The sequence below is a fragment of the Desulfosporosinus fructosivorans genome, assembly GCF_004766045.1.
GTDB lineage: Bacteria > Bacillota > Desulfitobacteriia > Desulfitobacteriales > Desulfitobacteriaceae > Desulfosporosinus > Desulfosporosinus fructosivorans.
In genome coordinates, this window is record NZ_SPQQ01000004.1 from 183,214 (window position 1) to 196,904 (window position 13,691).

The window sequence follows — 13,691 nt, forward strand, 5'->3', positions numbered from 1 at the left end:
CTAAACTCCTCCCAATATCACGTTGACGACCTGATTTAGGGCCTGATTCAGGCTTTCTGGAATGAACAAGCCTAAGAAAAGGACTAGCAAAAGAGGAATCGCCAGAGCAAGTGTACTTACATGCTCTGGTGGTTGTTGCTGATCAGCATGTGGTGCCCCGTAAAGCATCTGGAGGAAATGATAAAGAAACCCTGCAAAAATCACAGTTAGAAAGAGAAAGCTCATAAAGCCTAGGAGTGGGTGCCCTGTCTTAAATAGACCAGAAAAGATAAGTACTTCCGAGCGAAACGTTCCAAACGGTGGCGTTCCTGTAATGCTCAATAATCCAAGAACCATGATTAACCCTGTATAAGGCCAAGCTTTAAAGATTCCACGAATCTTAGAAATTTCCCTTGTCCCCGTCTTCTGTACCAACTTACCAATAATGACGAAAAGATTCGCTTTAGTAAGACCATGAAGCAAGAGATGCAACGATGCCCCCCAGACGGCTTCCTTCGTGCCCAGCCCAAAACCTATCGCTAGGATTCCCATGTGTTCAACACTCGAATAAGCAAGTAATCGTTTTACATCTTTTTGCAATAAGATAAACCCTACCATAAGCCCCAACGACAATAACCCAAAACTTATAAGTATCGTCCCAACGAAATCCGGACCTAAACTGGTAAGACGCGCTAAACTGTACCAACGCAAAATAGCATAGAGAGCACAGTTGAGTAAAACTGCGGATAACAAGGCACTGACTGGCGAAGGAGCCTGACTATGAGCATCAGGAAGCCAAGCATTCATAGGAGCAAAACCTACCTTTGCCCCATAGCCAACGATCGCAAACAAGACACCCAAGCGAAGCAACGTCGGGTCTAACTGACTCGCTACTCCTGGAAGGATTCGCCAATCCAAGGCGTTCAAACTCTGTCCCAAGAGCGGTGCCACAGACGCAAAAAGCAACATAGTTCCTAGTAAGGCAAAACTAATACCCACCACGCATAAAATCAAATACTTCCAAGCTGCTTCAATCGCTTGCTTGTTTCTATAAAAACCAACCAAAAGTGTCGTGGCTAAGGTTGTCCCTTCAATACCTACCCAAATGATGCCCAAATTCGGGGTGCTTATGACCAAGAGCATCGTTGCCATAAAGATCCATATCCAAAAATAATACCACTTCAGTCTCGTTCTTGGAAACTTCTTCTCACGGACTTCTTCTTCCATGTACCCAAAGGAAAATATAATAACATAAACAGCAATAATAATGATAACGCTAAGTAGCAAGGCACTCAGTGCGTCCCAATATAATATGCCTGGCCCATAAGCGTAGGACCCTTGGCTTAAGGTTTGTCGAATGGTCCATCCTCCACTCAACGTTAACAACACAAGGGCCACGCTGTTCAATAGTCTTAAGTAGGTATCCTTTGCCGAAAATAGCATTCCTACTGCCGCGATTACCGCCACTCCAATAAACATCGCATACTATCCTTTCAATGACCTCATGTGATCAACATTTAGAGAATCATATGTTTCCAACATTTGTCTCGATAAAATTCCAATAATGACAATCCCTATAAGAATATCAAAAGCCGCTCCAAATTCAACTAACAAAGGCATCCCTTGGGTTAGAAAAAATCCTGCTAAGAATATTCCATTGTCTATAAGTAAGACTCCTAGCACTTGCACAATGGCAATTTTACGGGTCATCATGATCAAAAGGCCACAGAAAATCAGCGCTATCGCAATGGCTAAACCGCTGCGATAGCTGGAGTGAAGTGCCATTAAAGGTTCTGTCACTTCGTAGGCCAAAAGCGTTAAGCCTCCGGCGAATATTAATGACATTGCACGCTTTAAGTATATTTCACCTACCCACTCTGTCTTTGACTCTTTTAAAACGCGTCTTAAGAGTATAGGAATAATTCCAGCCTTCGCTATTAACAATAGCACACCAAAAATAATAACTTCTAATGCATCGTTATGAATACCTTCTCCTATCAGAAGAAGCGAGACGAAAACAGTTTGTAATGTCCACCAATTCAAGGCTTTTATCACTCGTGCACTATAGACCATCATCAGTCCGCTGCCTAAGAGGACGAGAAGTACTAAATTAAGCGTATTATCAGAAATACCTATCACTTAAATCTGCCCCCCTATAATCCAGAGTGATATTAAGGCCAAAATCGCAGCACCAGTACCTGTTGCCAAATAATGAGGAGCTCGGAAAAGCCGCCTTTTAACGAAGAGACTCTCCACAGTGGCAAAGAAGAATCCTAAAGCTACCACTTTCACTCCAGCAAAAGCAAAAGCCCAGAGCATTTCTAAGGGCCCATTACTAAGCGAGATCAAGCCACTAGGCCAAATGATTTGCGCTAATAGAACAAGTAGTAAGAGTTGTTTTACCTGTTCTGCAAAATTCAACAGAGCCAGCGAAGGCCCCGAATACTCCAACAGCATCCCCTCATGAATCATCGTTAATTCTAAATGAGTATCCGGATTATCCATGGGTATCCGTCCCATCTCCGCAATGCAAACCATCATCAAGGCTATTAAAACCAAGATCCGGGGGATAAACATAGGGGAAACACTTTGCAATCTAACTGTGATCACTTGTAAGGAGGTGGTCCCAGTTATAAACGCTAAAACGATTAACCCAAGAATCAAAGCCGGTTCCGTTAATAATCCCAGAAAGAGTTCTCGACTCGAACCCATCCCTCCAAACGTTCCTGCCCCTTCTAAACCCGAAAGTGTTAAAAACAAACGCGCTAAGCCTAGGCTTGCCCCTAATAAAAAGAGGTCACCCCATACGCTTAACGGAGCCCAGCCCCATGCACCCGGAATAATGAATCCCGCCATTAAGGTGCTAGCGAGAACGACACGTGGGGTTAACACAAAAATCCAGGAGGCATGTTCAGAGATTAGTTCCTCCTTATTCATTAATTTTCTTAAATCTCGATATGGTTGAAGAATTGGTGGGCCCTGCCTCATCTGCCAAAATGCTTTACTTTTCTTGATGAAACCTTGAAGAAGCGGAGCCGAAACTAAGATGATTGCTAAATGTCCTAAACTCATCAAAAGACGAGTTATTATCATGAAAAATTCGTCCATCTCTTCTCTCCTAACGTCCTATAATCAAAACGACGACGACTGTAACTAACAGGTAAGCTAAATATAGATGGATGCTCCCTGATTGTAGTTTGCGGATTTGCGACGAAAACCAAAGCAATCCGCGTATTAAGGGGCGATAGAAGATATCTTCAGAGACTGCTTTAATTCTCCCTTCGTACGTTAGAGAACGCAGACTATAACCAGTTCCGGCAAAATCCCCTTCCACAAGGCGTTGAGAACCTAACACTTTAGCAAAAAGAACTCGAATGGGATTGGTTAATCCGTCGGCAGTATATTGTAAACTCGGAGTTAAGGGCGCACCACAATTCCAAGTCGCCGTAACTCTCTGAATCCCTCGTTTACTTAGAATCACAACGATAGCTGTCAGCAGAACCAGCAGAATTAGATAGACCGAGGACAGGTTAAGCGGTGTCCCAACTGCTGACATTATTGGCGTAACCTCTCCGGTTCTCATAACCGAAAGAGGCAAGTTGATTAGGGCTAACGTCCCAGCGGGCCAAAGTACACTTAAAACCGCTAATCCGCCAGCCAGCAATGGTGCAATGTACTGTACCGGGTGTGCTTCTGCAGCCTTTTCTGCCACTGGAGAACGGGCTTGCCCGAGGAAAGAAATTCCAAACCACTTTACGAATGTAGCTATAGATAAGCCACCAACTAGGGCGAGAATACCAATAAACAACGGTAAAAAGACTTTACTCCAGCCATTGGCTAGATGAGCCGTATTCACCCATAGGGATTGAAACAGCATGAATTCCCCCCAGAACCCGCCTAGAGGGGGTAACGCCGTTATACCAATAATTCCAATAAGCGCAGCCAGACCCGTCTTCGGCATTCGTTTGATCAACCCGCCCAACCGCTCAAGGTTTCGTGTATGCGTTGTTTGAATGATATTCCCTGCTCCCATAAAAAGTAACGATTTAAACAACATATGCTGCAAAGTATGCCAAAAGAAAGCGATAAGCGCTAAGTCCATGCCCCAAGAATTATTCCAAGATCTTGCCAGAAAGGCACTACCCAATGCCATGGCAAGGATTCCGACATTTTCTATCGTGGAAAAGGCGAGCAATTTTTTGAGATCTGACTGCACCGAAGCAGACAATATCCCAACCAGCGCCGACAGTGCTCCGATTAGTAAAAATAACCACCCCCACCAAACTGGACCAGGTCCTATCGTCAACCAGACCAATCTAATAAAGAGATAGAGCGCAATTTTCACCATGACCCCAGACATTAGTGAAGATACAGGACTTGGTGCTGCTGAATGAGCATAGGGCAACCAAATATGAAACGGCACAAAACCAGCTTTTGTCCCTAGTCCAATAAAGAAAGCTAGAAAAATTAAATTTAGTTGGATTGTGGAAAGTGAGGGGACCGCCCCCGCCCATACTTCAAAGGCAAAACTTCCTGTCGAGGCATATAAAAATAAAATCGCGGCCATCAAAAAGACTGTTCCAACATGAGTCATAATGAAATAGATGTACGCTGCTTTTTGATTTTGAGGGTCTTCATGTTCATAGAGAACTAAGAAAAATGAAAACAAGGACATCATTTCCCAAGTTAATAGAAAGGTGAAGCCATCATCCGCAAGCACTACGCCATACATACTGCCAAGAAACAAAAACCAAGGCACATAAAAAGACAAAAGAGATTTCTTCTTTTCTTCATATTCCTTTAGATAACCTAGGGCATAGAGAGACGATAACCCTTGCCCTAAGAGTAAAATAAAAATGAAGAACATCGTTAGACCATCTAATTTCCAAGTAAGTGAAAGTCCCGCTCCAGCATCTGTAACGAATCGTAATCCGGTACTAATCCAGCCCTCAACTCGATAAGTCAAAAACACTCCCAAGATGAATCCGACTCCAGCTAATGCAATACTTAAGCTCATTAATAATTGCCGTACGGATTGACTCCCCTTATTAACCATTAATACTTTCCCCCTGATTATCTTTTATGTATGATTGCGCTTGTTTTTACCTAGTTATATTATACATTTATCACGTATTTCCCCAGTATATCATAAATAATAATTTCATAAACAGCAAGAGATACCATTTTTCCTTAATATTTTCAAATATCATTGCATTCCAGCTTGTTCCAACTTATTCCGAATTATTTCGGCTTATTCCACCTTGTTTTAGCATATATGCATATTTTATATTCTAAAAATGTTCATGATATTATAAACAGCTTTTAAAAATGGGTATCAAAAAAGAGGCGCCCTATATGGAGCGCCTCTTCTAACAAAAAGATTAACCTACTTGTAAACCATAGTTTGAACAAAGTGCGCTCAAACCACCCGAGAAACCATTACCTACTGCATTGAACTTCCATTCCCCTTGATGGCGGTATAGTTCACAAACAACAAGCGCAGTTTCAACCGAAAAATCTTCCCCTAGATCATAACGCATGACTTCTTTTCCGTCGGTTTCATTGACAACACGCACAAAAGCATTGGATACTTGGCCAAAGTTTTGTGCTCTTTGCGCCGCCTCATGAATTGTAACAGCAAAGGCAATTTTATCTACATGTACAGGTACAAGGGCTAGATCAACCTTGACCTGCTCATCATCTCCATCCCCTTCACCAGTGAGATTATCCCCTGTATGTTTTACTGAACTATTTCCACCGACAAGATTATTGTAATAAACAAAATCTTCGATACCGCCGGCCTTGCCATTTTTATCAAGCAAGAACACAGAAGCATCTAGGTCAAAGTCTGAACCACCGGAATACTTATTAGTATCCCAGCCTAATCCAACGATAATCTTTGATAGCCCAGGGTTTCCCTTTGTCAGGTCAATCTTTTGTCCTTTTTGTAAGCTGATGACCGCCATAAAAGCACTTCCTTTCTCCGAGCGTGAAACTCCCTCGTCTACAAGTAGTACCCCGTACTCTGTTTAGAGGGGGTAGACTCCCCCTCCGTACCGAAGTCTGTATGTTCAACTTTAGTTGAACTGGATTTCCCCGTCCATCTGACCTCTGGCTTCTGACCTCTGACTTATACGTCTAACCCGAAATCTTTGCACAGTCCCGCCAGGCCATTTTGGTATCCGCTACCGATAGCATTAAACTTCCATTCTGTGTTATTGCGATAGAGCTCACCTACAACAACAGCAGTCTCAACAGAGAAGTCTTCGCCGAGGTCATAACGAATTATTTCCTCACCTGAGGCTTCATTGACAACGCGTACAAAGGCATTGGAAACTTGTCCAAAGTTTTGACTGCGTTCTTTAGCATCGTGGATTGTAATACCAAAGGTGATCTTATCAACGCTACTGGAAACCAAAGCTAGGTCGACTTTGACCTGTTCATCATCCCCATCCCCAGCACCGGAAAGATTATCTCCAGTATGGGTCACAGAACCATCGGGACTCTTAGGATTATTGAAAAAGACGAAATTCTTGTCATCTGCAACTTTTCCTTCAGAATTCAACAAAAATACAGAGGCGTCTAAATCAAAGTCTTTTCCGCCATCATACTTGTTGATATCCCAACCAAGACCAATAATGATCTTTGTAAGACCCGGATTTGATTTAGTTAGATCGACCTTTTGCCCCTTTTGTAAACTAATTGCCATAATAGATATCCCCCTTATAATATATTATTGATATCGACGGACGAGTTCGCTTAAGGATCCATCATTCGTCCCTTCGCCGATTGCAGCGAATTTCCACTCATTATTATGTCGATAAACTTCAGCGACCACTAAGCTTGTTTTCCCTGCATAACTGTCAGTTAAATTGAACCGACAAAATTCTTGATCATTCACTGGGTTTACAACTCGGATAAATGCGTTGGCGATCAGTCCAAAGTCTTGTTTGCGCTTCACACAATCGTAAATATTAACAACAAAAACAATTTTTTGAACATTACTAGGGACACCGCTTAGATCCACTTGAATTTGTTCATCGTCTCCATCACCAGCACCAGTCAGGTTATCCCCACTGTGTTTGACACTTTTATCCCCGCTTTGGAGATTTCCAAAATAGACTAAGCGATCTTTCGAAGTTAGCTTGTCCTGCGCATCCAACAGGATGGCAGATGCATCACAATCGATTGAAGCTGAAGCCCCTCCGCCTCCTCCAAACAGCCCTCCGAGAATGCCGCCTGATTTCGGTTTCCCTGCTACTTCATCCCATCCTAGGCCTACCAAAATTTTCGATAATCCAGGATTTCCCTTAGTTAAGTCTATCTTTTGTCCTTTTTGCAAGTTAATCGTTGCCACTGTAATCCCCCTTTAAAGAATAAATCTATTTCATTTTTCGACACATTCACACTCTGATAAGCCTTCATGACTGTATAATATCACATGAATGCTTTCGAAAAATCTTTATCTATAATGTTCACATAAATTTCACATTTTAAACTTTTTACCCTTAGTTGATATCCTCCTTCCACATATACCATAGTTTACCATATCAAAATACGTTATACAACATACAAGACTATTATGTAACTCACTGCTTAAAAGCAGTCACTTTGCACCCTCTTGTGAACTTGTTCAACTAAAATTGAACATTGAGACTTAGGCGGGGGACCCTACCCCCACCTAAGCAGAATACGAGGTTCCACTCCCACTTGTAGCAGTGGGAGCCTCAGTACTTGGATTAAACGTCTAGTCCGAAATCTTTACAAAGTCCCGCCAGTCCATTCTGATAACCACTTCCAATGGCATTGAATTTCCATTCCTGACCGTTTCGATAGAGATCGCAAACGACAATTGCTGTTTCAATGGAGAAATCTTCTCCGAGGTCATACCGGATTAGTTCTTCGCCTGTTGCTTCGTTAACAACACGTACATACGCATTGGATACTTGTCCGAAATTTTGATTGCGTTCTTGCGCTTCGTGGATGGTAATAGCAAAGGAAATTTTATGGACGTTTGCCGGGACAATTGCAAGATCAATTTTAACTTGCTCATCATCCCCATCGCCAGCGCCCGTCTTATTATCACCAGAATGGATAACTGCTCCCTCGGCACTCTTTGGGTTGTTGAAGTAAATGAAATTCTTCTCATCAGCAACCTTTCCCTCAGGACTTAACATAAACGCTGAGGTATCTAGGTCAAATTCTTTCCCGCCATCATACTTATTTACATCCCAGCCAAGACCGATAAAGATTTTTGTTAGACCTGGGTTTGTTTTGGTAAGGTCGACTTTTTGACCTTTTTTCAAACTAATTGTCATTTGTGTATCCCCCTTCAATTTAGACATTCTAGTTAGTAAACCTAATCCTTAACTTGCGTTGTTACAATCCTCTATAAGGTTCCCCCCGAGGATGAAGCCCTATTACTGATATCTGCGGATTAGTTCGGTAATAGAGAAATCATTTGTTGCTTCGCCAAGTGCATTAAATTTCCACTCCGCATTATGGCGATAAACTTCAGCAACCACTAGGCTAGTTTTGCCTGCATAAGTATCGGTTAGATTGAACCGGCATAATTCTTGGCCATTAGCTGGATTAACAACCCTGATAAAAGCGTTGGCAATAAGTCCAAAGTCTTGCTTTCTATTCTTGCAATCATAGATATTAACAACAAAGACAATCTTTTGGACATCGCTCGGAACATTGCTTAAATCCACATGGATTTGTTCATCGTCTCCCTCACCAGCTCCGGTAAGATTATCCCCACTGTGTTTCACACTTTTGTCAGCGCTTTGCAGATTTCCGAAGTACACCAGCCGGTCTTTTGCAGTTAGTTTATCCTGCGCATTGAGTAGAATTGCAGAAGCATCGCAATCGATTTTCGCCGCTCCTCCGCCTCCTAAAATGCCACCCAGAAAGCCACCTGATTTTGGTTTGTCTGCGCCTGCATCCCAGCCTAAGCCCACCATAATTTTCGATAAGCCTGGATTCCCTTTGGTTAAATCGAGCTTTTGTCCTTTTTGCAAATTAATCATTGCTACTATAATCCCCCTTTTTAAGACTAACACTATTTTAAATCATTATACAACTATTTGATTGGCAAGCGACCACGGTATACTCTCTAAAATTTCTTCCGCTGCTTCGATTCCGCTTTTTTGTGTGAATTTGATCTTCTCCAAGCCGGATTTCCCCTGAATATGAAGAGAATATAATTCACCATGCGCTGGGGCAAGGCCAAGATCAGCCGCTTTGAGCATATCTAAGTCGAGTAACGAATCTCCTGCCGCAACAACACAGCTTATGCCTTCTTTTTCCTTGATATATAGGATGGCCGCCTTTTTGTTAACATTCAAGGGAACTAGATATAATTTTCTCCCTTGGATCGATAGCTCCCAGTTGTTTTCCCTCGCCCACAGTTTAAACGCCGCTAACTCAGTTACGGGAATCTTTTCTCGATCAATTAAGCAATAATAAAACAGTTCATCAGCCATCTTACCCGAATCTTTGAGAACCCAAGAAGAGTGGGAAATTTCCTCAAACTTTTTGATCAGATCCTGCGCGGCCAAACACTTATCTCTTCCCTCTATGACAAGCCGGGACCAGTCACTATCTTCTACACCTTCAGAAAAGATTGTCCCGCCGTTACTGGTTACGGCGTATTGATGGGTTATGCCATAGCTCAGGAAATTAATGCGCTGATATTGAAGCTTAGTCCGAGTGGTTACCGGTACAAACAGGGCCTTTTGAGCAATTTCCTTGAGCGCATTTAAAGCGTTTTGAGTCATATAGGAAATAAATCGGTCATCCAGCCTTTCGACGGGTCTAATTTGTTCGTCGATTTCTTTGCTGATAAACGTTTTGTGGGAATAGATCAAAGTTTGGTCGAGATCGCTGGCAAATAACATTAAGTCCTCCATCATAGCTGTTTCACCAAGCCGCAACAAGAATACGTAAGATCAGGATACTCTTCAACTGGGACTCCTTTATCGTTGGCCAGCAGAAGAATGTGTTTTAAATTCGGATTATTTATTCGATCGACCAGAATCCTTTCCGGTAGTCGCCTTAAGAGAACCCTGGTTGTCTCTCCAATGCCTGGCTTTATAAAGTTAATATCCGTAATTCCAAACGTTTCCTGGATACGCTTTAATGCTTTCAGCCCCTGCCAAGTCACCTCGACCTCATCGTCAACCTGATCATCATTAGCGTCATCACCAGAAGAGTGTCGTAATCCGAGAGTTTTAAATTCCGCTGAAATTGTGTCGACGAAGAGGTTCGAAACCTCCTCCTTCAGTAGCTCTTGATAAAATCTAGCCCCATGAAACTCATTCTCCCCGATAAGATCTGTACGAAAAACAGTTCGACTAACTAACCCAGATACGGTTGAATTTAAACAAGCACTAGGGATCAAGTAGTCTTCTCTTGTGCCGAACGTCTTTACACAGTACCCTGGATCAGCTAGGACTGCTAAGTCATCATCTAACTCGTACCCATATTTGACTTTGAACTCAGTGCACGCCTGACTCAAAACGCTTGTTATAGCCCCTTTTCCTGTCCAACCATCAATAAACTGGATCTTAGAATCGAGGTGATTTTGAAGAATATACAGGATAGCATTTTCATCGATACCCCTACCTCGAATGATTGAAATACTGTAATGAGGTAAATCCAGACCATGAACTTCTAAAAGATAGCGTTTAATTAACACTCCAATTGGCGTACCCGCTCGAGCAAGAGATACCAGAACCATCTTGGGGCCGTTTCGTTTCAAAATGCTCTCCGCTACTATCCCTACACCCTGTGCGACTTTAGAGGCACTCTCTTGTAGCGTCTGATGAAATAGATCTAGATACTCCTTGGTTGGCTCATATTCTATTGGAAGCATTTCCGAATAATGACCGCCAGATTGAACATTTTTCTCTCGTGTATACAAATCTGTTTCCAGCAATAACCCATTGAGATTTTTAAGCAAAAAGATGACATCATTTGATTTATAACTTCCTATAGGCAAAGGATCTGGAATACGATTTATGAAGATCTTATCGATCACCTGACGACCACCTCTTTTCCTAATCTTAACACAAGGACACATACCCCCAATTAAAGGGGGGATGTTTTTGACGAAGTACCATATACCAAAACTAAACGTGGTATACCTAGGTCGCGAAAGGTATTTAACATGGACGTTAATCGTTCATTACTGACTTCTCTTTCAAAAAACACATACACTTCATCATAATACTTGAAGGGCACATTATAGATGTAATTAGTATTAGTGAGTTCGTCCGGATTTGCGAATGAGAATCCATTTTGAATTCCGTATTCGGGTTTCGCGAAAGAATAGATTGGACTCCTCGTTGTGGTATGAAAACTCACTCCCTTTCCCATGTAGGCAGAAACCAGCATAGGGAAATACATGAATTCTCCAGTCCCTAGACAAAGCGTCTTTTCACCAGTACGATCGCCCTTTAATTTCACGCCGATTTCCCTGGCTAAGGGGAGAATTTTCTGATGGTCCGAAGTGGACAACCCAAATCTCCCTGTTAACGCTAGATACGGTGTAACATTCTTATAGCCTGATGAATCTTCTGAAAAGACTGGGACCAGATCATCTAAGTCAAGCAATTTCACCTCTGGATAAACATGGGATTCACTAATATCCGGTCGCTTCGCCTGCTTAAAGTCCTTAGTTTGTTCGTTAACGGGGTCACCACTTACTGCTATTTCCCCTTCCAAGAGGGAAGTCGTTAGGATTGTTATGTTTAATTGTTGCTCAAGTTCTTTAAAATTCGCTCGGTTTTCAGCCGTTCTCCAATCAAGTAGCGACAGGACAACGTAATTCGTCTTTGGAAACTTGGCATGTATTGCTCTAATTATATTCAACGCTGTATTTCCAGTCGTTATCTCATCGTCCACTAGGATAATTGTTTTCGGAGTTTTGAGTAACTCAGAGTCCCACGGGTAGCATCTATGATTCACGGCATGTGAATGATCTTCATTGAAATTAAGTTCAGAGGCCAACAGGGGTATTTGTTCACGAGTCGTGTGCATGTAACAAGCCTTATCAAATAGGCTAAACACTGCATGTCCTAAGCCGGTTGCTGTTTCTGCAAAGCCTATAAATAGGCTCTCCACGGGGAGGGAAACGAGCGGTCTATTTATGACGGTTTCATAAACTGCTTCCGTATCTTCATTACTCTTCAGCGCCTGGATAATTGCTTTAGTATCGACATGGTTCACGCCATGAATTCTACTGAGGAATTGAACAGCTAGAGCCGCCCCTGCAAGTAGGGGAACGAACGGATCATTGGGAACATGTTTGCCAAGTACTTTGCTGACAAACAAAAATCCACGTTTCATATTCTTCCTTGCGGCTAAGGAATACAATGTCTCCGGGGAAAAATAGAAAGGGTTATTTTTCAAAGTAACTTTGACCCTTTGCCCCTCTAAGTTATACGAATATATTTTCGGTAAGTAGGCAGATGAAATTGTGTTGCTCATGAAACACTCCATAATTCTTTGCTCTTAATAGGATCTTCCGGGCCCAATTGTAGTGAGGTTTTACTTCATTCATTTTATTGCTGTAGTGGCTACTGATAACACCGAGGTGACCATGGCTGTTTTCTAGAATACTCAAAGCATCCAAATACTCTTCATGCCCAACCGTGTATAACGATTGAACAGGTAGGATATGACTTGGATGGATAATAGTCTTCCCGATAATACCATTTTCTTTGTCTAAAATCACCTCTCGTATTAATCCATCAACATATTTATTTAAGAGCTGCCCTCTTATCTTAGTTCCATTGCACCCATTATCATCGTGGAATTCTTCAAACGGACTCTTACGAAGCTGAGGTTTGAGTACTCTTCCCCCATTTAAGAAATATTCCCACACCGGTCCAGAAACTACGTAATCGCTTTCGACTCTTCCAAAAACATTAATAATATCGGCGATGCAATCACGTATCACCGTAATATCATAGATGGTGACGTCTGGTCCCCTGCGAATTCCATACAGTCCCGAGAAATCCGTGGCCCCGATTCGGACATTTAAGACTAAGTCCTGATAGGAATCTAAGAGTCGTTTAGTTTCCATTAATTCATACAATCTGGATTCACGGTATATAACTTCGGGGCTTTCGATAATTGGCATTCCATAAAATGGCCCAGTTGATTGTTCATTAAGACTCTTGATCGCCTCAAAATATTGATAACTTTCTGACGTAAATTTCGGAAAGATAAAACCGGTGATGATCTTTGCACTGTCACCCATTTCCTCTGTAAGCCTGAGGATCTGTTCAGGATTTCTAACTCTAATGAAGATCAGCGGCAGATCAGCAAAGTCGATCTCTTGATGACTTAAAGCCAAATGGATCTTACCCACTTGGCTTATGATGTTTTTCTCTGCAGCAGGCACCTCAGAATCCCCAATCGAATCTTCTAAGCAAAACACGGTGGAGGCCAGGCCACTGTTTTTCTTGGAAAGAATATCAGTGGCGATGGTCTCTCTGGTTCCAGGCATATATAGTGTCGCTCCGAGCGCATGGGAAAGAATTTCTCGAGGCGTGTATTTATCAAAAGGCTCTGGTTCTTTAAAAAAGGTAGCTTCCATACCCTCTTTGGTTAAATAATTAAAATGTCTCACTTATTCGTACTCACCCTAAGGAAGTACTTCTCTCCTTTCTCTGATCGCATAGACATCGTATTGCTATGTT

The 13,691-nt window shown here is 42.2% G+C and carries 13 protein-coding genes; all 13 read right to left on the minus strand.

Annotated elements, in window-relative coordinates; all coding sequences use genetic code 11:
• The 13 genes from E4K67_RS12855 to E4K67_RS12915 all read right to left on the minus strand — a co-directional run bounded on the left by E4K67_RS12855 (position 1) and on the right by E4K67_RS12915 (position 13,588).
• Entirely contained in the window at positions 1 to 1,458 is a 1,458-nt protein-coding gene (locus E4K67_RS12855) for a proton-conducting transporter transmembrane domain-containing protein (RefSeq protein WP_135547308.1), read from the minus strand.
• 6 nt (positions 1,459 to 1,464) lie between these two features.
• Complete coding sequence (locus E4K67_RS12860) at positions 1,465 to 2,118, minus strand: hydrogenase (protein ID WP_135547310.1); 654 nt, start codon at positions 2,116 to 2,118, stop codon at positions 1,465 to 1,467.
• Positions 2,119 to 3,087: a respiratory chain complex I subunit 1 family protein gene (locus E4K67_RS12865; protein ID WP_135547312.1), complete on the minus strand. Its 969-nt coding sequence runs from the start codon at positions 3,085 to 3,087 to the stop codon at positions 2,119 to 2,121.
• A 10-nt stretch (positions 3,088 to 3,097) separates the two neighbouring features.
• A complete protein-coding gene (locus E4K67_RS12870) occupies positions 3,098 to 5,035 on the minus strand; it encodes a proton-conducting transporter transmembrane domain-containing protein (RefSeq protein ID WP_135547314.1) in 1,938 nt (645 codons plus the stop codon).
• A 325-nt stretch (positions 5,036 to 5,360) separates the two neighbouring features.
• Complete coding sequence (locus tag E4K67_RS12875; RefSeq protein WP_135547316.1) at positions 5,361 to 5,945, minus strand: TerD family protein; 585 nt, start codon at positions 5,943 to 5,945, stop codon at positions 5,361 to 5,363.
• Between the two features lie 164 nt (positions 5,946 to 6,109).
• Positions 6,110 to 6,688 (minus strand): TerD family protein, encoded by a 579-nt coding sequence (locus E4K67_RS12880; RefSeq protein WP_135547318.1) that lies wholly within the window; start codon positions 6,686 to 6,688, stop codon positions 6,110 to 6,112.
• 24 nt (positions 6,689 to 6,712) lie between these two features.
• Positions 6,713 to 7,336, minus strand: a complete 624-nt coding sequence (locus tag E4K67_RS12885) for a TerD family protein (protein ID WP_135547320.1) — start codon at positions 7,334 to 7,336, stop codon at positions 6,713 to 6,715.
• 382 nt (positions 7,337 to 7,718) lie between these two features.
• Positions 7,719 to 8,297: a TerD family protein gene (locus E4K67_RS12890; protein WP_135547322.1), complete on the minus strand. Its 579-nt coding sequence runs from the start codon at positions 8,295 to 8,297 to the stop codon at positions 7,719 to 7,721.
• Positions 8,298 to 8,399: 102 nt separating this feature from the next.
• Positions 8,400 to 9,011, minus strand: a complete 612-nt coding sequence (locus tag E4K67_RS12895) for a TerD family protein (protein ID WP_135547323.1) — start codon at positions 9,009 to 9,011, stop codon at positions 8,400 to 8,402.
• Between the two features lie 45 nt (positions 9,012 to 9,056).
• The gene (locus tag E4K67_RS12900) at positions 9,057 to 9,881 is read right to left on the minus strand and encodes an HAD family hydrolase (RefSeq protein WP_243454446.1); all 825 of its coding nucleotides are present in this window, start codon (positions 9,879 to 9,881) and stop codon (positions 9,057 to 9,059) included.
• An 11-nt stretch (positions 9,882 to 9,892) separates the two neighbouring features.
• Positions 9,893 to 11,023, minus strand: coding sequence for a cysteine protease StiP family protein (locus tag E4K67_RS12905; protein ID WP_199242536.1), 1,131 nt, complete (start codon positions 11,021 to 11,023; stop codon positions 9,893 to 9,895).
• 50 nt (positions 11,024 to 11,073) lie between these two features.
• Positions 11,074 to 12,474, minus strand: a complete 1,401-nt coding sequence (locus tag E4K67_RS12910) for a phosphoribosyltransferase family protein (protein WP_135547327.1) — start codon at positions 12,472 to 12,474, stop codon at positions 11,074 to 11,076.
• The gene (locus tag E4K67_RS12915; protein WP_199242545.1) at positions 12,425 to 13,588 is read right to left on the minus strand and encodes an HpcH/HpaI aldolase/citrate lyase family protein; all 1,164 of its coding nucleotides are present in this window, start codon (positions 13,586 to 13,588) and stop codon (positions 12,425 to 12,427) included. The genes E4K67_RS12910 and E4K67_RS12915 overlap by 50 nt, the downstream gene beginning before the upstream one ends.
• Positions 13,589 to 13,691 lie beyond the last annotated feature (103 nt).